At 28.8% G+C, this 22,419-nt stretch carries 15 protein-coding genes and 9 tRNA genes; all 24 read right to left on the bottom strand.

Features of this window, described 5'->3' with window-relative positions:
* Positions 1-113: 113 nt before the first annotated feature.
* The 24 genes from EXC34_RS02615 to EXC34_RS02730 all read right to left on the bottom strand — a co-directional run bounded on the left by EXC34_RS02615 (position 114) and on the right by EXC34_RS02730 (position 22,362).
* Positions 114-980 (bottom strand): FAD synthase, encoded by an 867-nt coding sequence (locus EXC34_RS02615; RefSeq protein WP_129687792.1) that lies wholly within the window; start codon positions 978-980, stop codon positions 114-116.
* A gap of 15 nt (positions 981-995) precedes the next feature.
* On the bottom strand, positions 996-1,832 hold the full coding sequence (locus EXC34_RS02620; RefSeq protein ID WP_129687793.1) for a YcsE-related riboflavin metabolism phosphatase: 837 nt from the start codon (positions 1,830-1,832) through the stop codon (positions 996-998).
* Positions 1,833-1,843: 11 nt separating this feature from the next.
* Positions 1,844-2,695, bottom strand: a complete 852-nt coding sequence (gene truB, locus EXC34_RS02625) for a tRNA pseudouridine(55) synthase TruB (protein ID WP_129687794.1) — start codon at positions 2,693-2,695, stop codon at positions 1,844-1,846.
* Positions 2,696-2,833: 138 nt separating this feature from the next.
* On the bottom strand, positions 2,834-5,332 hold the full coding sequence (secDF, locus tag EXC34_RS02630) for a protein translocase subunit SecDF (RefSeq protein WP_129687795.1): 2,499 nt from the start codon (positions 5,330-5,332) through the stop codon (positions 2,834-2,836).
* 200 nt (positions 5,333-5,532) lie between these two features.
* Complete coding sequence (locus EXC34_RS02635; protein WP_129687796.1) at positions 5,533-11,562, bottom strand: MGA_1079 family surface serine endopeptidase; 6,030 nt, start codon at positions 11,560-11,562, stop codon at positions 5,533-5,535.
* Positions 11,563-11,578: 16 nt separating this feature from the next.
* Entirely contained in the window at positions 11,579-12,199 is a 621-nt protein-coding gene (locus tag EXC34_RS02640) for a hypothetical protein (RefSeq protein ID WP_129687797.1), read from the bottom strand.
* Positions 12,200-12,323: 124 nt separating this feature from the next.
* Positions 12,324-13,280, bottom strand: coding sequence for a Holliday junction branch migration DNA helicase RuvB (gene ruvB / locus EXC34_RS02645; RefSeq protein ID WP_004421561.1), 957 nt, complete (start codon positions 13,278-13,280; stop codon positions 12,324-12,326).
* Complete coding sequence (gene ruvA, locus EXC34_RS02650; protein WP_129687798.1) at positions 13,252-13,863, bottom strand: Holliday junction branch migration protein RuvA; 612 nt, start codon at positions 13,861-13,863, stop codon at positions 13,252-13,254. The genes ruvB and ruvA overlap by 29 nt, the downstream gene beginning before the upstream one ends.
* A gap of 320 nt (positions 13,864-14,183) precedes the next feature.
* Positions 14,184-14,268: transfer RNA gene (locus EXC34_RS02655), tRNA-Leu, on the bottom strand.
* 3 nt (positions 14,269-14,271) lie between these two features.
* A tRNA-Thr gene (locus tag EXC34_RS02660) sits at positions 14,272-14,347 on the bottom strand.
* 101 nt (positions 14,348-14,448) lie between these two features.
* Positions 14,449-14,524, bottom strand: a tRNA-Val gene (locus EXC34_RS02665).
* A 5-nt stretch (positions 14,525-14,529) separates the two neighbouring features.
* Positions 14,530-14,605 (bottom strand) — tRNA-Glu (locus EXC34_RS02670).
* Between the two features lie 3 nt (positions 14,606-14,608).
* Positions 14,609-14,683: transfer RNA gene (locus EXC34_RS02675), tRNA-Asn, on the bottom strand.
* 117 nt (positions 14,684-14,800) lie between these two features.
* A tRNA-Gly gene (locus tag EXC34_RS02680) sits at positions 14,801-14,874 on the bottom strand.
* 100 nt (positions 14,875-14,974) lie between these two features.
* Positions 14,975-15,051, bottom strand: a tRNA-Arg gene (locus EXC34_RS02685).
* Between the two features lie 7 nt (positions 15,052-15,058).
* Positions 15,059-15,133: transfer RNA gene (locus EXC34_RS02690), tRNA-Cys, on the bottom strand.
* A gap of 87 nt (positions 15,134-15,220) precedes the next feature.
* Complete coding sequence (locus EXC34_RS02695) at positions 15,221-16,210, bottom strand: NAD(P)H-dependent glycerol-3-phosphate dehydrogenase (protein WP_197722243.1); 990 nt, start codon at positions 16,208-16,210, stop codon at positions 15,221-15,223.
* 35 nt (positions 16,211-16,245) lie between these two features.
* The gene (locus tag EXC34_RS02700) at positions 16,246-16,626 is read right to left on the bottom strand and encodes a hypothetical protein (RefSeq protein ID WP_129687800.1); all 381 of its coding nucleotides are present in this window, start codon (positions 16,624-16,626) and stop codon (positions 16,246-16,248) included.
* Positions 16,626-17,405, bottom strand: a complete 780-nt coding sequence (gene rsmA / locus EXC34_RS02705; protein ID WP_129687801.1) for a 16S rRNA (adenine(1518)-N(6)/adenine(1519)-N(6))-dimethyltransferase RsmA — start codon at positions 17,403-17,405, stop codon at positions 16,626-16,628. The genes EXC34_RS02700 and rsmA overlap by 1 nt, the downstream gene beginning before the upstream one ends.
* Positions 17,389-18,153, bottom strand: a complete 765-nt coding sequence (locus EXC34_RS02710) for a TatD family hydrolase (RefSeq protein WP_129687802.1) — start codon at positions 18,151-18,153, stop codon at positions 17,389-17,391. Before EXC34_RS02710 ends, rsmA begins: the two co-directional genes overlap by 17 nt.
* 3 nt (positions 18,154-18,156) lie before the next feature.
* Positions 18,157-19,491, bottom strand: coding sequence for a tRNA uridine-5-carboxymethylaminomethyl(34) synthesis GTPase MnmE (mnmE, locus tag EXC34_RS02715; RefSeq protein WP_129687803.1), 1,335 nt, complete (start codon positions 19,489-19,491; stop codon positions 18,157-18,159).
* Between the two features lie 79 nt (positions 19,492-19,570).
* Positions 19,571-19,644, bottom strand: a tRNA-Gly gene (locus tag EXC34_RS02720).
* 103 nt (positions 19,645-19,747) lie between these two features.
* Positions 19,748-21,088, bottom strand: coding sequence for a CNNM domain-containing protein (locus tag EXC34_RS02725; protein ID WP_129687804.1), 1,341 nt, complete (start codon positions 21,086-21,088; stop codon positions 19,748-19,750).
* Entirely contained in the window at positions 21,088-22,362 is a 1,275-nt protein-coding gene (locus EXC34_RS02730; RefSeq protein ID WP_165001218.1) for a replicative DNA helicase, read from the bottom strand. The genes EXC34_RS02725 and EXC34_RS02730 overlap by 1 nt, the downstream gene beginning before the upstream one ends.
* Positions 22,363-22,419: the final 57 nt, after the last annotated feature.

A 22,419-nucleotide genomic window follows, 5' to 3' on the forward strand; every position in this document is an offset into this window, starting at 1 on the left:
AACTCCTTTATTATGTTTTGACCAAGCATAAATTTACATTTAAACCTAGTACAAAATTGATTAAGTATAATCTATATGATTATAGCAAAAATACAAAAAAACTAAGTAATTTGCTATTTTACCTTTTCAATAAAAAATTCTTTAGCTTTGGCAAAATCGTCAGGTTTAGTTTCTTCTAAACTGTTTTTATAAAATGGCCTAATTAGTTTGTGAATGATTATTTTACAATGGAATCTTTCAATAGAAGTTCAATCAAAATCAATCATTTCAATAGTGCGAGTATTGTCTTTTTTTACCAACAGAAGGCAATAATAACCCATCTTATTTATTTCAATATTAGCAGCATAAATCCCGGGTTGCATTCTAGTTAAATTATCATCAAAATCCAAAAACAAAATACCGCTGCTTTTTTGAATGAATGCATTAAAGCCAAATTTAAAACAATTTAACATGTTGATGACTTCAATTTCGCCTTGTAATGCTAACTCTTTTAGAAAACTTGTCGAAATTTTTTGATTATTTTCAAGTTTTAGCATCTGTACGCAGTGATAATTGTTATTAAAGCGCGATGCTAAATAATTTATATCGCCTAAAGCGCGGTTGCCAAAGCGAAAATCATCGCCACTTACAATATCGAAATCATCTTGATTAGTAATCAATTTATCAATAAAACTAACATGTGATAATTGACTAATTTCATTGTATTTTAATTGAATTGCGTTTAAAACGCCATTCATTAAAAAACCCTCAAGGCGGTATATCTCATCACAAAAAACTTGATTAGAATTTTTTGGTAAATTTTGTGTATCAGCGAAATAAATTAGTATTATTTCCCTTTCAAAATTGTCTTGTTGAGATAAAAAAAGTGCCTTTTCAAGAAGTTTTTTATGTCCTAAATGAAAAGATTCAAAAGAGCCCATTATAAATATTGGCCTTTTGAATCTTGGTAAATTATTTAGAGTGTAAACTTTTAATGGCATGAATAATATTATAAATTAAATTAGGCGTAACTCTTTTAATTTTAAGTATGCTCCGTCATTTTTAACATCGCCAGCAACGTCATTTGCAACATTTTTTAAATATTGCTCAGAGTGGTTCATTGCAACTCCATATGCAGCGTTAGAAACCATTTCAATATCATTTGAGCTATCGCCAAATGCAATTACATTTTTAGAGTTTTCAATGTTTAAGTATTCACACAATCAGTCAATAGTTTGGCTTTTTGTTACACCTTTAGGGCAAATGAAAAGCCCACTGTGTCAATATGAATTGATTGAAACATTTAAATTATTATCTTTGATAACTTTTTCAAAATATTCAACAGCTCGTTTAGTGTGCTCTTCACCTTGGGTTTGAATTGTAATGATATGGATATGCTCCTCATCAATTGTATCTAAGTCGAACAATTTCATTTTCGCAGCATGTGGACTTAAAAATCAAGTATTTAAATGCGTGCCTTCTGAATAGTAACATCAGTCAAGATCAGTAACGGTTAAACCAGTTGTATCTTCACATTTTAAAACTTCATCATAAATAATTTTTAAATCAATAAGACTAATTGTTTTTTCGTAAATTATCTTTTTGTTTTGAAAATCGTATACAAACATTCCATTAGCACCAATAAAAAAATCCAAATCCGGAGTTTTATCCATTAAATTTCCAATAGTAATAAATTCTCGAGCAGTTGAAAGAGTTGAATAAATATTATTATTTTTTAATTCTTTAAACATTTTGGTAACTGTATCACTCAGCGCAGGTGCGGCATAGGGTAAAATAGTTCCGTCAATATCAAAAGCGGCTAACTTAATATTATTTTTCAATTCGCTTTTCATTTTTCTCCTATCTATTTAGGCAAACGCGAACCAAATAACCTTTTAGGTTTAATTTTTTTTGCATTTGCGGTTATTATTCCCAAAACATTACATTTATCAAATTCTTCGCAGGTCAATAAATATTCACCATCTTCAATAGTGAATTCAATATCAAGGCCATTTTTAAGCTGAATTAATTGATTAAAACTAACATTAATATGTTGTAAAGAAAGTAAGGGCGTAAAATTAATTATAGCAACAAAATTGTTGTTGGCAAGCATATTTTTTTGCAGAGTTGAAATACTAGTGCGTTCAAGTTCTTTCATGTAAGAAAAAGTGTCAAAAGCTAAACCAATGTCATTAGCAAGCGAACGAATATATGTACCGTTGGATACAGTTAATTCAACGGTTAATATTTGATTTGGTTCATCAAAATCAATTAATTTTGTGTTTTTAACTTCGATATTTTGAGGCTTTAGTTCGAAATCAATATTTTTTCTTGCTAAATCATAACCTCTTGCGCCATTAATTTTTTTAGCACTAAATAAAGGCGGAATTTGAGTTTTTTGCGAATTAAGTCATTGGATTGCTTTATTAATATCACTTTTTTTTAGGCGATTGACTGATGTGTTTGTAATTGTGCCTTCTGAATCGTAGGTGGATGTAGATTTTCCGAATTCAATCGAAGTTATATACGTTTTGGTTTTATCCTTGATGTAAGGAATCAATTTTGTATCGTCATCAGTTGCTACTAAAAGTAGGCCGCTGGCAAGAGGGTCAAGAGTGCCTGTGTGGCCAATTTTTTTTATTTTATTTGTTTTAGCAAAATCATTTATACATTTAAAAGAAGAGATGCCTTTTGGTTTGTTTAATAAATAAAACATAATTCCTCCTTGCAAAATAAATATCGCAAGCGCGATATTTAAATTTTAAGCAACAAAATCATTTACACCTGGGAAAATTTGTTCGTCATGGCCTGGAGTTACTCAGAATTTGTTAAAATGACGATTTTTAATTCCTTTTTAGCGTTTAATTTCAAGTTTTTGTCAAATATAAGCCATTACAAATATTGTACTTAATGAACTCAATATAATTCCAGCAATAAATGTAAGTGTGAATGATAAATTAATTGGGTATATAAAGCTTGCTGCAATGACATTAATAATTATTGAAACAATAGCAAAGTAAAGACTTCTTTTCGCATTTAATCTAACTGATTTTTGAACAGCTTGTTCAATATCTTTTTGCTCAACAAAGTCACCTAAATGTTGATTGCTCATAATTTCCCTGATTTGATTTATAAGAGCTATTTTGTCATTTAATGAGAATATCAGTGCAGATATAAATCCTATTAAGAACATTGAATTTACTTGAATTCTAAATAATGCAACAACAATTAAAATGCCTAATAAATCTAAAATTAAGGCAAACACCACTGCAATTGAGTATGTTCATTTGTATCTGACTAAAACATAAAGTGCAATGATTAATAAGGTAGGTGCAAGTGCAATTGCTGTTTTTGAAAAAATATCAATTGCATTAGCAACACTTGTGTTGAATGTTAGAAGTTGAATTCCAATAAATCCACTATCAATTAATTTTGCTCTAATTAAGTTAATTTGTGATGTTTCAAATAGTTGAGTTGTTTTAATAATAACGTTGTACACCGTTGAATGAATATCAGATGCTGAAACACTTATAACACTTGAAGCATTATTGATATTTAGCTTGCTTGCGTCGTTAATCAATAAGTCTCTAATTTGGCTAGCTTGAATTTTATTTAAACCATTCGCGCCTTGAATTGTTATATTGGTTCCGCTTCTAAAACTTGTTGATAAATTAAGAGCATTTGCTCAATCTTTTGAAATTAATCCAAATAATGTTATTGAAATTATTGAACAAATGAACAAAATTAAAAGACTAATAAAGAATCATTTTGAGTGTTTTATTAAATTTAAATTAGAGGCTTTTTCGACAGGGTTATTGTATTTTTGCATTCTAATTCCAAGAAGTCGAGGATTGGAAATGAATGTTTTTGTGTTAGCTAATAATGGAACAATCAAACGTGTAACAATGAATGTTGCGATTAATGAACTAATCACCAAAATTACTGATGAAATACTAAATGTTCTTACGTTTTGAACTGTGAAATAGAAGAAAGCAAAACTTATTAGCATAGTTAAAATTGAAAAGTCAAATATTGGAGTGAGCGAAGAATGAAGTGAAGTAGCAACGGCTTTCCTCATTTTTTCTCCTCGATAAATTTCTTTTTTAAGTCTGCCGAGTAGTAAAACATTGAAATCAAAGCAAATGGCAAGACCTAAAATTATTGAACCAAACGATATAGGAGAATAATCACCACGCAAGACTGTAATTAAAGTAAGTGTTAAAAATGTATATAAAGCAAGGGAAATTGTACTCAACATTCCCAATAAACCATAATTAACAATTAACATAATTGCTAAAAATGTTAATATGACTCCGATTGCTATTAGTGAAAATAAATAAGCATTATTTGTGTCATTTGATGCAATAAAATTGCTTGAAATAATTTTTAAATCGTATTTTGCGGTACCATAATTTATTTCTTCTGCAAGTTTAACTGCATCATTTTTTGTTCTTGAACGTGATGGGATTGAAAAACTTTCAGATCTAATTGGTTGGGCAACACCAATTTTATTTACTAAATATTTAGAGGCGTTAAAAACATTTTCTTTAAGAACACCTTCTTTACCTTGAAAAACAGGTTGTTCATTGATATAAACAAAATTGTATGGATTTCTTTTCGCATTAGATCACTCTTGAGGATATTTTATATTTGCTAATGAAATTAATTCGTCAATATTTAATCATGAAAGCAGGTATTTGTTATTTTGTTTCTTTGAAATGTACTCAGTTAACTTAGTTCATTCAATTTCGGCATTTTTGTTTGCTAAAACTACCTCAGTTGAATGACTGCTATTATATTGATTAAATCTGTATCTCGCATCTTTAATTGGCGGAACAAATGATTGTAATTTTTCAGTATTTTTATAAACTAAATCTCAATCAATTTTATTAGATTCAGTAGGCTCAACAAACACGCCATTTCTAAATAGTGGCTGGCCATTTGTGTCAGTAAAAATTAAGGTTGATTTATTAGAAATTAAGTTTTCAAAATGAACTCTATCGGCAGATGTAAAATTACCAGATTTTGAAATTTTGATTTTATCTCCACCTTCAACGGTTATATTTGTGTCTTGATCATTAATTCTATTTGCAATTGACTTAGCAACATCATTAATTGATTCCTTTGAACCATTGAAGTTAACAGAAACTAAAAATTCTTGACCACCGCCATACTCAATAGATTTTTTTGTATTTTTCGCAGTGTATAAAGTAGTTCCAACCGAAACCGTTGTAATAGCACCTAAAACAATAAAAAATGATAAAAATCATCTTTTCCAGCCATTTAGTGAAAAGATTTTGCTTCAAGTTTTCTTTGAAAAAATGTTTCTAAAAAATTCCTTAAATTTATTCATAGTCTCAATTATATAGTAAGTATTTAAATTAAGTTTTAATTTATTAATTTAATATTAAATGCAAAATTAAAGTGCGTCAAGTAATTTTGACGCACAATAATTGTTGAGTTTTAATTATTTATTTTTTTAAAAAATCAAGGAACTGAATATTTAAATGGGTTGTTAAGCGCTTGTCTTAGAATTATATGTCCAACTGAATTTTAAAATGATTTTGAATCGAGTGGATTTTCATTATTTCAGTTAATTCCATAGAAATTGTGTTTATAAGTGTCAAACAACAAACCAGTTGAAAACGAACCTTTAGCACCTGCTGTTCAAATTGCAATTGGATTACCTTTGCTATTCCACATCACAGAGCCCGAATTCCCTTCACCGAATTGAATTGGAGAATAATTAGCATATTGTCTAAAATAGAAATTAGTATTAGAAATTTCGGGTCTAAAATTAACATAACCTGTCATAAATCCTCAGCCTGGAAAACCAATATGAGCATGTGGGTTTAATAATGGCACTATGTGATGATTTTTGTTTGACGAGTGGTCTAATTGTGTAGGTTTAGCTTCTAGATAATTCCTAAATCTAATTAAAATATCATCTCTAAAACCTTGTTTAGCATGCTCATATGATTTTTTAAAATCACTCCAAGTTAATTGTAAATCAAATGAAAATGAACTAGGATTTCCATCTTTATCAACTAATTCATCAACAGAAACTGGTGAATTATTATTAGCCCGATTATAGCCAATATAAATAGGTTTGGTTAATCCAGCAGGCATATTAATTGATGAACTGTAATCTCATCAAGTGTAAGAGTACCCCTTGTATAATTCAGAATCTCATTTGTTTAACGGTAGCGAAATAGATGGACTACCAATTGTTGGTGGTTGAGTTGCATTATTAGGGTATATGCCATTAGCATTTGCGCCAATATTTGGGTAGAATTCGCCAACGTGTCAATTAGAAATATAATAAAGCGATAAATCACTAGGATCATCATTAATCTTAGTTAACATTCCACCCGTTCCCGGGTGACGATTTCATGTAACATATTTAAAACCATTATCTCTAACTCGATTAATAATGTCTCAACTTCGATTTGTTGTTCCCCAATCATCTCTTATTCATTGGATATTTGGGATAAAACCATCATTGTGTTTTCAATAAACATTTTGGTTGGGATTATAAACTTTACTTGCATAGTAACTTGCATCATTATATAGTAAATGAACTTGGTCTGTGGCCGAAGTATTTGCTTTATTGTAGTCATATAAATTGGTTTTTCCCAACCCAAAATCGCTCTCGTTTTGAATTCGATTTGTATATGACATTTTAATTTTTAGTGGTGCGTAAGGCAACATTACTGCTCTATTAACGTCAAATTTTAAACCGTCAATAGCCCTTTCGTTTTGAGGGTAACCTAATTTTATTTTATAAGGTTTATCAACCATAAAATAGAAATTAACACTCTGGTCAAAATGATTGTATTGAACTGTAATAGAGTAATTAATAACAACTTTTTTATTGTCAATATTTTCTACAAAACTAGATTTGTAGTTTATTTCGGAATTAAGTAATTGTTCAAAATCAACTTTAAATTTAATAGTTTTGTTATTAGAAATGATGCGTTCGCTTGCTAAATTGTCGAATACCAACATTCCTGCATACATTTCAAATTCAAATTCGCGATCTTGCGCATTATTTGTTAAAAAAGTATGTCTTATATATTTTGAATCCATTTTTCAACTTGCTTGTTGATCTGATTTTAAAGTTCAAAGTGCATCATCAACATGTGGCTCTAATTCACGAATTCTTTTGACCAGTTTATTTTCGTAATATATTGTTTGCAGTTTCTCATTTTCAAGATTTATATTTTCAAATTCGCTTTTATCACTAGTTTTGAAATTCGATATCAAATATCAATTTTTACCTAAAACTCATTTATTATCAAAATTTAACACTTCAAAACGAATAAATGCTGAATTGCTGCCATGTTGTTTAATTTGACCAATACGAATATATTTTCTATTCAATTGGAAATTTTTATAGGTTATAAATTCGCTATCAATTTCTAAATCTTTATTTTCCTCAGAGTTAACTAAAGTAATTACATTTGACAATGATTTTAAATCAGTTTTTCACTCTTCAACAGTTTTTTGTGACAATTTTTTATCATCAACTTTGATGTTATATTTAATTAAATTATTTAACATTACTTCAGGGTATAAGTTCTGCTCATAATCATTTACAACATTATTCATAACAAAAACTTTATTTGGCGAATAGCGCTTTGACTTGTCCTTGTTTGAAACAAAACCTAAGCGAAAACTAATTGAGTTATGGTCAATTTGCTTAATGTCGTAAAAGTAGTAAAAAGTTTGCTCTTTAATTGCTTTAGTATCAGCACTTGAGTATTTTGAAGAAGTGGCGGGAATGTGGCCCGCAGAGTATGGCACATACTCACCTTGCTTATAATGTTTGTGTGAAATTTTGTGTTGAATTGAATTCTTTTTATCTGCGGGATCAATTAAACGCAAAAAGTAGTTAGCTTTAAGTTGGGCTTTTTGATTTAAGAATTCTTTAATATTTATATTTCTATACTGTGTAGTTGTTGTATAGTTTTCGGCATTGCCAATCACTTTTCTAAAATCAATATCACTGTCATCTAAAAGGTCGATTTCCGATTTTAATTTTAGATCAAACGAGCCATCACCAACAAAATCACTAGCTTGTAAAAAATGTTGGTTAATTGGTTTAATAAAATCATCGTGTTGGTAACGCTTAAAGTGATTGATTGTGAATAAATCAGATAAAGCATCATCGACTCAATTTTGTATTTTTTGACCTTTATCAGTGACTTCCGTTTTTAAAATCCCTCAGAATATTTCCGCAACCCCACCGAATCGATCACCAGAATCATATGCTCTAATTAATTGTTTTGGTGCGATTGTGTATTTACCAAATTTAGGAAAATCATACAAGTTATTCAATACTTCAATTGCATCATCAGGATAAAAATCTTGATGGGAGATTTTTAAGTCTTTCTTTAAATACAAATTATGCAATATTAAATCTTTATTTGCTAAGACTTCTCTTGCTTTTGCAAGATCAATTTGATCATCATCTTCTTGTTTTGCGTTATTGTCTTGAAACGACAATTCTTTTGAAAATAATTGTTTTTTTAGAATTACATTATTATTGAATGTAAATTCAACGTTTACAACTAATTTATTTTTTTCAAGGATTGGAGTTTGTTGAATTCGATATTCAAAACTGTCTTTTACATACTTTTGTCTTCTTTGTATTGTTGGCTTATTATAATTTGCATAAAGTTCAATGCCCTTAACTTTATTGGATTGTTCTAGACTAAATTGATTTTTAAATTCATCATAATTTAATTTAGAAAGTAAATAATAATCAACATCAAAATAATCATCTAGATTACTATTTTGTTCAAGTTCTTTAACTTTATTAACTATTTTTTCATTAGGTAAATTGAATCTTAATTCTCTAAACAAAATAAGATTTGGATTGTATTTATGTGTAACTTTATATGTAACAATTGACTGTTTAAAATCAGGGCTTAATTTTACGTCTTCAATTGAAAAATCAATGAAATTAGTGTCTAAATTAAGTAGCATTATATTAGCAGTTTGATTATTTAGAGAGCCAACATTCATAAATCTCAACAAGTCAAGTTTCTGTCAATTTGCCAAATTATCATTCACAATTTTGTCATGTTTAAAAACTTGGTCTACCATTGTTTCAAAAGCAGTTTGTATTGAATTAGAGTCGTTAATGCTATTTTGTCAATTCATCAATTTATTTAAAAATTCATCAGCTTTAAAAATTGATTTTAAATGATTATCATATGTTTGTTTATATTCATTTAACAAATTGTAAAAAGCGAATGCTTTGTTTGCGCCATAGTATAATTCATTGATTTTATTATGAGAATCAGTAATAATTTCGGTAATTTTTGAATCAATTTCAATTATATTTTTGATTCTTTTTTCCAATTCCACCAGCAAATAATAATCCGTTATTAGATTAATGTCGGTTAAAAGCGTGTTTTTAAGATCATTGCTTAAATTGCTATTTATTAAACTATTTTTTAGTTTTTTAATTTGTCATTTTGTTTTGGATTTATTAAAACTAAAATTCGAATTAATAACAAACATTGAAGAACTTTCATTTTCAAACTGTTTTAAAAGCTCTTCTTTTGCCACACTAGAAATTAATTTTTCATGCTGAATTTCTTCTTTTAAACTATTTTTCAATGAATTAATAGAATCTGAAGACCTAATTAATTTTTTAAATGAATCAACATAACCTTTTAGCTCACTATACTCAACAAAATTTTGTTCAAGCATATTATTAATATCGGCTAGCAATTTTTGCGCTAAAGAATTTTTGTGTTCATCTCCTAAATTAAATTTATTTAAATTATTAACAATAAAATATGCATTATCAATTAGATCATCATATAAAGAAATTTGATATGTGTCAAAATTCTTAATTGACTCATAGTCTATCTTTTGGTGTAAATTTTTCAAATATTGATAAGTTTTTGCTGATTTGTAATTATAGTTATTAACTCTATCAAAAAATGATTCTAAAACTTTTACTTTAGTTAACACATTGTTTATTGGTAAATTATTTGTGTCTTTTTGATTATAAAACTTCAAATAATTTTTGTCTTCAATTGAAACTAAATATTTACTGATTATTTGGCCACGTTGATCAAATGTTTTAATGATGTATGTTTTAGATAGAACTAAATTTGGCTTATTTTTAGAATAAATTTCTTCTAAAAGAGTGGCAGTATATTTAATTGAAGGATTATGAAAGTAAACTTTAGAATTGGAAATTATGTTATTTATATCAAGTTGATGGCTAGAATTAATAACGAATTTTTTTCGTTTTATATCGTACAACTTATCAGCAGGAATATTAACATTATTAATTGAAAAATGAGAAATTGTGTCATCAATAATACCATATTTAGCTTCGCGATTTATTGATTCATCAAAACCAAGTATTTTTAAACCGGTTAAAGCAAACATTGCATATCTTCACCCCTCATAATAGAAGGTATCATACTCTCATTTAATTTTTAAGTAATTTACTTGTGTAGTGTTAAATTTAATTGATAATCAATCTGTTGTTTGATCATCATTTACTTTAGGCACACCTCAACTCGATGTTTCTACAACATCTTGGTTTTCAACATCATTGTAATTAAGGCCGTCTAGTGAACTTTGAATTTTAAATTCTTTTGGCAAAATTGTTTTTGAAATTGTGCCTAATCAAAATTTAAATTGTATTTCGTTCACATTTTTTGGTTCATCAAACTTAATAACTATTTGTTTATATTTATCATCAAGTTCACCAAAGGTATTGACAATATCGAAGTTTTCCCAACGAGAATTTGCACTATAATCATTATCAAATAGTTTATGAAGCGAATCGTTAAATTTAATCTGATCCAAAACAAAATACTGATTTTCATTTTCTTTGTTTACTAATGGGGTTAAATTAATTTTAGATTTATTAATAGATGTAGAATCTAAATTAATATTTGCTTTAATGTTGTAAGATTGACCTAAAAATTCAAAAACGCCATAAATTACAAAACTATAATTGATTTTTGCGTTTTTGTCTAAATGATTAGTTAGTCAAGTTACTTTAACACTTCATTGCTTACCGGCAGAACTGATTTTAATTTGTTTTGGCAATCGTTCCAAAATTGATTCGATATTATCTTGAGAATTAACACTTAAAAATACATCATCATAATCAAGATAATGTCTTGTAGCAATTAGGTTTAAGTCAGTAGCATTATTATTAATGGTTTCTTTAACAAAGTTAGGCTGCTTTAATTCAGTTTTTTTGTTAGTGTTAACGATGTTAAGGTCGATTTTATATTCATTTTTTAGTTTTGTTTGTAAAAATTTTAATTCTGCATAAAACTGCTCGAATTTATTTTTATCGTTTGCTATTTGAATATCGTTAGCTAAATGATGTAAATTTGATACTTTTTCTTTAATGATGGTGCGATGATTAGCATCAATTAAATTGTAGTTAATATTATTTAATGCTAACAATAAATTCATAGCATCATTGAATCTATGATTTGGTGATTTTGAATTAGAATCGCAAGCAATTAAGGATGTGCTAATAGGCACAAATAGCGATGGTGCTGATAATGGTAATAGTAACTTTGGTTTCATAGTAATTTCTTAAAATTTATTTATTAATTTTGTTATCTAAAGATTCTTTTTTTAAAGTTTTGAGTAATTCGTTAATTTGGACAATGAAGACATTATATTTATCAATTGTTTTGGATTTTGGATCAGTTATTTGCCCTGGATGATTTAAAAATTCATCAATTTTTGTTGATAGATTAATGATTTGCTCATATTTTTTGATCATTCAGTTATTTTCATAAATATTTTCGCTGATCAAGACATTATAAAAAAGTTCCATTTTTTGGAAATTGTCTAATACTTCTTGTGTTTTAATTTGCCGTTGCGTTTTTATTCAAGTTATATTAAATTGAATTTTTGCCAATGTTTTTTGTTGTAAATTAAGGTCAGCATTTGATTCGTTTTGTTTTATAAATTCAATGTTTTGGTAAATTTCATTGAGCACAAAAGTATGGGGATTATCGTCGTTTAAATAATATTGTTTTACTTCATTTTGTAATTCATTATACATTTTGTATAGTTCATGTAAATTTTGACTATATTTTGTTTTAAGATTGGCTTTATTGTTTGAACAAGAAATAGATATAAATGTGCTAAAAAATATTGAAATTGAACAAATTTTTAATTTAACTGAGCGTTTTAGAGCAAACTTATTTTTCATTTATATACCCATAAATTCATCATCTTTTTTCCTGTTATCAAATTATATATAAACAATCAATTTTACGACATAATAAAGTCGATTAAATTTGTAAAATAGTTCAAAAAAATCGGCTTTTTGCCGATTAAGTGTGTCTATAATTTTTTAATAAATAATTTATTCCATTAACAGTTATTTTTCGGCCACGCGGACTTTTTTCAATTAATTTCAAAAATAGAAGTATCGGTTCTATTTCATACAAAATATTTTCTTTTTGGTAGTTCAAAATTCCGGTCAATGAGTCTAATGAAGCACTTTTATGACCAAATGTATCATTCAAAACTCTTAAGTATTCTAAATGTTCTCGATTCAAACCAAATTCAAATAGTTCTAAATATTTAAATGTTTCAATAACTGTTTTTTTAGTGATATATTCCTCATTATTTTTCAATGAAAAATCATAAATTCTTTTAATTAAATGTATTGCAACCCTGGGTGTAGATTTAGAGTGTTCGGCAATCATTTTTCATATTGATTCATCTGAATCAATCTTTAAAATTTTGGCGGCATTTTTTACTATTTTCAATATATCTTCAATTGAATAGGGATTAAGTCTACCATGAAATCCAAATCGATCTTTTAATGGTTGACTTAGTAAATTAACTTTAGTAGTAGCACCAATTAGGGTGAAAGGTTTAAGATTCATTCTCATAACTTTACTATTACCTTCAGGGCCTATAATAATGTCAATTTTGAATTCTTCCATAGCAGAATAAATAAGTTCTTCAACATTTTTATTTATACTATGGATCTCATCAATGAAAACAATATCTCCCTCATTAATATTAGCAAATATGCACAAAATATCTGCTTTCTTTTCTAATAATGACCCTTGTAAAAAATGTACCTTAACACCTAATTCATTACCTATAATACTAGCTAAACTAGTTTTTCCAGTTCCAGGCGGTCCAAAGAATAAAATATGATCTAGAGGTTCTCTTCTATGTTTGCAACCGCTAATCATAGTTTGCAGAGTGGTAACTAATTTATTTTGTCCAATGAATTCAATAAAATTACTGGGTCGTATAACTTGAATTTTCATTTTCTAATTGCTTGCCAGTCATTGCATACATTGCGTGTTGAATGACAGATTCTACATCATTTGATAAAGGTATAGTACCTAATGCTTGTTCAATTTGGTTTGTTTTGAATCCTAGTGTTTTTAGGGTTGATCTAGCTTCATCAACGACATTGCTTGCCGTAATTACTTCACTAGCTTTATTTTTATTTATCATTTTAGATCATTTATCACTCAATTCCGCTATTGCTAAGCGGGCTACTTTAGGATTTAAATATGGGGTTTTAGTAATGCCTTCAAAATCACCACTTGAAATCATAGCAGCTATTTTCTCTCAACCTTGATTTAATAAATTAAATGCAACTTTAGGGCCTACACCATTAAGAGAAATTAAGTCGATAAATAATAAACGTTCTTTAAAATCCTTAAATGCATAAGTAGCCTGATAATAATCGTTTTTTACATCAAATAAATAAAGTTTTACTTTGCTTTTAACTTCAACCCTTTCATGTTTAGGCATAATAACACTGTGCCCAACTCCACCAGATTCAAAAATAATATTTGAACCATTTTTGTAAATTATTTCGCCAATTCTATATAAAATCATTTTTTCTCCTAGATAGTTTCGTTCATGTTTATTTTGTTTGAGTACATTCTCCTCATAGTTTTAATCATTAAATTAATTTGTAACAAAAAAGAGCAATTGTTTTTAACCATATTAAGTTCCTTTCTTTTTTCTTACACTTAAATGCTACATAATTAAAAATGCTAATTTTTATATCTTTTTACATATTGTTTTTGTTAATAAGATAATTATTTTTTGACTTTTCATACATACAAAACAATTGCTTTGGGAAAAATTTTTAGATAAATGGACTGTGGAAAAATAAAAAAAGCCCGTTAAGGGCTTTGGTTCTATTGAACATATGGTGCGCAAGGAGGGACTTGAACCCTCACGCCGTGAAGCACTAGAGCCTAAATCTAGCGTGTCTGCCAATTTCACCACTCGCGCAAATGGTGCCGGCTATAGGACTCGAACCTACGACCTACTGATTACAAGTCAGTTGCTCTACCAACTGAGCTAAGCCGGCATTTCTTAATTGCTTTACAATTATATATTAATTTTATTTTTAAATAAAATATTTTTTAAAAAAATAAAAGACTAGTTTTACTAGTCTGGTGAATAAACAAATGGTGGAGAATAAGGGGCTCGAACCCATGACCTACGCCTTGTAAGGGCGCCGCTCTCCCAACTGAGCTAATTCTCCAAAAATGGCAGTCTGTACGGGGATCGAACCCGTGTATGCATGGATGAAAACCATGTGTGTTAACCGCTTCACCAACAGACCAAATGGCGCCGATTGCGGGGATCGAACCTGCGACCAACTGGTTAACAGCCAGCTGCTCTACCGCTGAGCTAAATCGGCATTGCAAAATATGCTTTATTATTATATATAAAATACTTTTTTTTCAAAATAAATTTATATATATTTGATATTTTGCCCAATTTAATGTAATTTAATACATATAGGTGTTTTCACAAATGGAGCAAACGAGGGGAATCGAACCCCCATTACTAGCATGGCAAGCTAGAATTTTGCCATTAAATTACGTTTGCATTTGCAATAAAATAATATTACATTTTTTATAAATACAAAATATTTTTTTATTTTTTTAATAAAAAAATCTGCTGAGCAGATTTGGTGTTTTTTAACAAATGGCGCGCCCGGCAGGAGTCGAACCCACAACCTCTTGGGCCGTAACCAAGCACTCTGTCCAGTTGAGCTACGGGCGCATAAAATTGGAGGCACCAACCGGATTCGAACCGGTAATCAAGGTTTTGCAGACCCATGCCTTGGCCATTTGGCTATGGTGCCATCACAATTTAGTATTATACAACAAAACTTGATTGTGCTTAATAATTATACATATTTGTGTTTTTTATATAAACAAAAATTTAAACTCTATATTACAAAGAAATCAAGCAAGTTTTTTTCATTTTTTCTAGCTAAGCAAACGTCAACAATGCTTTGTAATAAAACAACGTCTTTGATTTTGTGTTGCGTAATGATTTCATCCAAAATTAAAGCAGCATTATAGCCTTCGACGGTTTTTGAATTTGCGGCGAGCGCATTTTTAATGCCATTGTTAGCAACTTCAATGCCAAAACTAAAATTTCTACTTGTTGTATTTAAGCATGTTAGAACAATATCGCCGATTGCAGCTAATTCGTATCCAGAATTGTCTAATGAATCTGGATAAAGAACTTTTGCAATCTTTTTAATTTCTTTTAAACCAATAGAAATCATAGCTGGAGCTAAATTTTTAGCTTCATAAAGAGTTGAAGCTAAGCCAATACCAATTGCTAAAACATTTTTTAAAGCTGCATAAACTTGTAATCCGCTATCATCATTATTTGGCACTAATTGGAATGTTTCATTGTTAAAAAGTTGAACTAGTTCGTTTAAAAATTCAGTGTTTTTTCCAACTGCATTTATTATTGTTAAATTATTTTTAAAAACTTCAATAGCAAATGAAGGTCCAATTAAACTTGCAATATTATTTAAATTATTTCCTAAAATATCTGAAATTACAGTTGAAAAAATTTTTTTAGAATCCCTATCAAAACCTTTAGCAACATTAATAACATTAATTTTTTTGTCTTTTAAAATAGTTTTCACTTGATTTAAAACACTAGAAATAGCAAGAGAAGGAACTGCTAAAAGCATAATGTCACTATTTTCAAGCGCTAATTCCAAATTATTGGTTGCACTAACATTTTGTGGGTTGTTAAACAAAATATCACCAAAATATTTTTTATTGTAACCATTATTAATGTCATTTATTTCTTGTTCATCAATTCCTCAAAAAACAACTTTATGACCATTTTTGCTTAAAATAGTACCTAATCCTGCGCCTCAAGCACCTGTTCCAATTATTGTAATTTTTTTCATTAAATCCTCATTTATATTAGTTTTAATATAATACCTTAATTATTAATTTTTTTAAAACATTTAAAATCAAAAATAAATATTTTGTATGCTTTATAAGCTTTTTTAGAGTTTTCTAAATCATCTATTTTAGCTAGTTTATAACTTTTTCTAAATGACAAAAAAGCACCAAGACGAATAAATGCATAAATAAATAAGATTATATCAATAGCAACAAAAGAATAGGCAAGCACTTTTTCTCAAACATTATTTAAACCAACAACATAAAATAAAAGTACACAAATCAATTGAAAAACCAATGCAATAAGGAAAATAAATTCACAAAATTTAGCTAATGAAGATACTTTCTTACTGGTTGCTTCACTTTCGCTTTTAAACATATCAAGGTCATTTTTATAATCAAACTCAAAAATGCTCATTATTTCTCCAATTCCTCATATAATCGAATAACTTTTTCTAAATCTAATTGCTGAATTCTTGTTAAATCAGATAAATTTAGTGTGTTATATGCTTTTGTTATTTTTTCATTACTATATTTAGTTTTTAGGGACCAAGTTAATTTTCTTCTTCGTGATAAAAAACACAATTTAAAGAAATCTTTTAAATTTTCAAAATTTTTAGCTTCTTTATTAAATTCAATAGTAACTATTGCTGAGTCGACTTTTGGTGACGGTTCAAAGTGTTTTTTATCAACAAATAAAACCTTATTAACTGTTGCAACATATTGAAGTGTTAGTGATAATTTAGAATACTCAGGAGTGTTAATTTTAGCAACAATGCGATCTGCAACTTCATTTTGAACCATCAATGTTACTTTATTGAAATTTTGACGAAAATCAATAATTTTAAATAGAATTTCGGAAGTTATATAATAAGGGATATTGCCAACAATTTCATAGTTATTATAAATAGATAAATCCGATTCTAAAAAATCTTGATGAATTATTTGTTGATTATTTAATATATTATTTTTTGTTAAATATTCAACCATGTCATTGTCAATTTCATAGGCAACCATTTTTTTTGATTTTTGAACAATTTTCTTTGTAATTGCGCCCATTCCTGGGCCAATTTCAATAATATTTTTACCGTCTGGCGAAATAATCTCAACTATTTGGTCAATAATTTTTTGATTATTTAAAAAATTTTGCCCAAATTTTTTCTTTGCCTTAATTTCAATATTAGTATTTTTTGACATTTAATTTAAAAAACTCCTTTGCGTTTTTATAAATTTGTTTTGCAAATTTTTCGGGTGACATTTTTTTGATTCCTGCCAGAAACATTGTTGTGTAAATTACATTTTCACTTACATTAGTTTGCCCTCTTTTATTTGCTGGAGATAAATAAGGAGCATCAGTTTCAGTCAAAATTCTTTCAATTGGTAAAAAATCAACAACATCAATTGTGTTTTGCGCGTTTTTATAAGTGGAAATGCCGCTTATACTGAAATATGTATTGAATTCGGAAAATTTTTCAGCCCAATAGCGGTCACCACTAAATGTGTGAATCATAAATTTTACATCCGGGTATTGTTTAAGAACCTCATATAAATCTTCATAAGATTCTCGCATATGTATAACTACTGGTAAATTGTGTTTTTGAGCTACTTTAATTTGAGAATGTAATGATTCGAGCTGAATATTTTTTGGCACACTATCTCAATAATAATCAAGTCCAATTTCACCAATTGCCTTGACGTTTGAATCAATTTGTTTTTCAAGAAGCATTCCATCAATTGCACCTTTAGCATTATTAGGATGTATTCCTAATACAGGAAAAGTTCAATCATATTTTTCACAAATTTTTTTGACTTCTTCGTTTTCTTCTAAACTACAACCTGTAACCATCATTATCGCAATTCCTTGCTCTCTGGCATTTTTAACAATTTGGTCAGTGTCTTGATAATATTCTTTTAATGGGTGTGTATGTGCATCAACAAATTTCATATTTTATTTTCCTAAACAAAAGTTTTTAAACATATCATCAAGTAATTGTTCATTATCGGCTCTTCCAGTAATGTCAACTAAATTTTTCCATGCATCGCGGATATCAACAATAACTAAATCTGAATATGCGCCATTTTCAATAGATTTTATAGCATCAAAAATCGAATTACTTGCCTTTTTAATTAATGATAATTGTCTGGCATTATTAACAAATTCTTTATTTGAAATGTCAATATTTTCAAATATTTTTCCTAATGAATTAAGCAAATCATCAATGTCATTTTCTTTAGCACAAATATTTATTGAATTCTCGACTATTTGAATATCTTTTTTATTCCAAACTTGAATGATTTTTTTATTGAACTTTTGTGCTATATTTTTTACTTGTTCATCGTATTCATTCATTTTTTGAGTAGGATCGCACAAATGTATAACAATATCTGATTGCTCAATTTGCTTAAATGATTTTTCAATACCTAATTGTTCAGCTTTTGCACTAGCTTGCCTAATTCCAGCAGTATCAATTAATTTATAAAGTAATCCATTGTATTGCCATGTTGCTTCGACTACATCTCTAGTTGTACCTGCTTCATCTGTTACAATTGCTTTTTCTTGACCTAATAACGCATTTAGCAGCGAACTTTTCCCAACATTTGGTTTACCAACTATCGCAACTTTAATCCCTTCAAAAATTATTCTACTGTCTTCACTATTTTTGACTAATTCATTCATTTTTAGCGCTATTTTGTTCAAGTCTTCAAGAAGACCATTTTCAAGTATATTTTCTACATCATCATATTCAGGATAGTCAATATTGACTTCAATTTGACCTATTAATTTCATCAATCAATCACGTAAATCATCAATTAATTTGCTTGTTTTTCCATTGAATTTTTGAACAACAAGGTCAGTTTGTAGCGCACTTGTTGCATGGATCAAATCATTTATAGCTTCAGCTTTTATTAAATCCATTTTGCCATTCATAAAACTTCTACGGCTAAATTCACCCGGAGTAGCTAATCTAGCACCATTAAGTAGCAATAATTCTAGAATTCGATTAGTTAGAATAACCCCACCATGACAATTAATTTCAACAGTATTTTCACCAGTGAATGTATTTTTACCAATAAATCACATAACTAAAACTTCGTCGACAAGACGATTATTATTGAAATTATCAATTATATTTCCGTATGTAATTTGTTGATGAGTTCCGATTTTTCCAGTGAAAATTTTCTTAACTATATCAATTGAATTATCGCCGCTCACACGTATTATTGAGATAGCTTGATTGATTTTACCGCCGGAAGAAATTGCTGCAATTGTATCATTAATCATATTTAAAATTTTACCTTATTTCAATGATATATCTTTATATAAAAAAAGCAGATGACTGCTTTTCGGTGTATTAAACAAATGGAGCGGATGACGGGAATCGAACCCGCATAGTCAGCTTGGAAGGCTGAAGTTCTACCATTGAACTACATCCGCATAATTTGCTTATTAATTATAAGGTATTTAATAAATTTTTTAAGAAAAAAATTATGTTTTTGTGTGCGCTCGTTAATAAAATAATCCACATAAATTATGCGGACTATTGTTCAAATATTTTCGTTTCCGATAATGAAGCATCATGTTCTTCTGTTTTATCAAGATTAATTGGAGCTGTATTGCTAATTTCAATTTCAAAACGATAGTGATTTTGTTTTTTTGTAGGACTCAAAATCGCTTTAAATGACACACCTTCGAATTCAAAGCGATCATTTTTGTGAATGTAGTCAATGTTTTGTTTAAATTTAAACCATTCACCAAGCTCCATGTTTCTTTCTTTTTCAGTAATTTCAAGATCAAGATTCATACGTTTTAATAGATCTTTCATAATTACGTAGTTACTTGCTTCAAATAATTCAAGACTGATTTCGAAGATGTCCTCAACTTCTTCATCATCATATTCATCATATATTTCACCGACAACCTCTTCAATGATATCTTCAATTGTGATGATGCCAATAACATTTGTTGAAGAGTTATTATTTTTAACAAAAGCCATTTGCGAACGATGTTTACGCAAGGTTTCTAATGCGATAGCAAGCGAAGTGTTTGCACTTATTGAAGGAATTGTTTTTAGGTATTTAATTACTTTGCCTTTTTCAAGGAAAAATATATCTTTAAGTAAAACAATTCCTAAAAATTGTCCGTCTTTTTCAACAGGAAGTCTTGAATAATTTGTTTCTTTAAACATTGCTAATGCTTCTTGAATATTGGCGTTGTAGGGAAGATAATATAGGTCTTTTATTTTAGTGTAATGTTTACGAACTTTTGTTGTGTCAAGATCTAGCGCGTTTTGCGCCATGATGCTTTCATTAGCCTCCAAGACGCCCTCATTATGTGCAACATCAAGCAGGTTTTTTACATCTTGTTCGGTATTGGTTATATAAATATTTTTACTCATTTTGCCTAAAACTCAAATGATTGGGAAAAATATTCAATATAGAAATTCAACTGGGTAGCAAAATGCTTTTGCTACTTGAACAGGGCGAGCTTTTGCAATTAATTTTGGCACTATTTCGCCTAATAAAACGATAATTGGGGTTAGAACCGCTGTTGAAATAATTGCTGAATAATCTTTGTAATTTTCCGATAAATGTTTAGACATTAAATAAGATATAGCTGCTGATAAACCTATATTTGCAATGTTGTTACAAATAAGAATTAAGGCCAAAATTCTATTGAAAAAACCATATTGTTTTTTAATTAATTTTGATCCAAATTCCTTGTTATCAACTATTGATTCAATTTTTCCGGGGTTGAGAGTTGAATAAGCTGTTTCAATGCTTGAAAACATTGAACTGCAAAAAAGTAAAAATACTAAAATAATCAGTGTAACAACGAATAATGGTGTGTCAAATTGTGTTACTGGTGCATTTTGCTCCATTATACACCGCCTTTCGTCTCGGAAGGAGTGTAAAATTGTAGGTTGGTAAATTTGGCAGTATGAGGTAAAAATCTTAGTGTAATTTTTCCAGTTTCTCCGCCACGGTGTTTAGCCAAAATCAATTCAGTTTCTTCACCTATTTCGCGCGCATCAAAATCTTTATCTTTAATTTCTTTGTTTTTTGAATTGTAGTAATTTTCACGATATAAAAACATAACAATATCAGCATCGTTTTCAATAGAACCAGATTCACGAAGATCGGCTAAATTTGGGCGTTTATCATCTCGTAATTCTGTTTGTCTATTCAGTTGGGATAACACAATTATAGGTACATTTAACTCAAGTGCAAGAGTTTTTAAGCTACGTGAAATTCTAGTAATTTCCATTTGACGGTTTTCACTGCCACCTTTTTTTGTTGCTGAAACAAGTTGCATATAGTCAACAACAATTAAATCAAGAGGGTTAATATTGTGCAATCTACGGCATTTTCACAGTAGTGTTTGCAATTCATTTTCGTAGGTATTATCAATAAAAAGATTCATTTTATCAATTTTATTTATTTTGTATGAATGAATACGCGCAACATCTTCGTCGGTTAGAAGCTGTGGTTTTTTAAGTTTGAATTGGTCTACACCTGAAACCATTGAGTAAATTCTGCCCATCAATTGGCGTGGCGACATTTCAAGACTAAAGAAGGCAACACGGTGATTTGCGTTGGTTTTTTTGTTGATATTAGATGAAACATTAACGGCGATATTAAGCGCCAAAGCAGTTTTACCAATTCCAGGACGAGCAGCAATAATTATCATTTCCGAGCCGTGCAAACCTTGAGTTATTTTATCTAAGTCGTCAAAACCAGTTGAAAGACCACTAATAGAATTTAAATCTGTGTTTTTTAAGGTTACTAAGTGTGTTAAATAGTCATCAGAAACAGATTTTGTGGTTAAAAAATCCTCACCAGATTTAGCTCTATCAATTTCGTTTAAAAGTTGTTGTATTTCTAAAATTACATCCTCAGGGTTTATTGATGAATGATTTGCATTTAGTTTTAATTGCAAATCATTAATTTTTGACTCAATTTTACGCAGACGAGTTAATCGAATTAATTCTTCAAGATAAGTTTGAATACTGCTAGGGAAACCAGTAGCGGCATAAATTGTTGCTAAAAAATACGAATTAATTTCATTGATTTTTTCCCGAGTTGCATGATTTAGAATTTGGTCATTATTGATACTGATATTATTGTCGTATAAATGTGATAAAAGTTTGAACAAAAGCTTGTTCTCGTATACAAAAAGTCCTCTTCGAGTAGATAAGGAATTATACTGTCG

Origin of the sequence: Mycoplasmopsis bovigenitalium, assembly GCF_900660525.1 — a bacterium.
GTDB classification, from domain to species: Bacteria; Bacillota_I; Bacilli_A; order Mycoplasmatales; family Metamycoplasmataceae; genus Mycoplasmopsis; species Mycoplasmopsis bovigenitalium.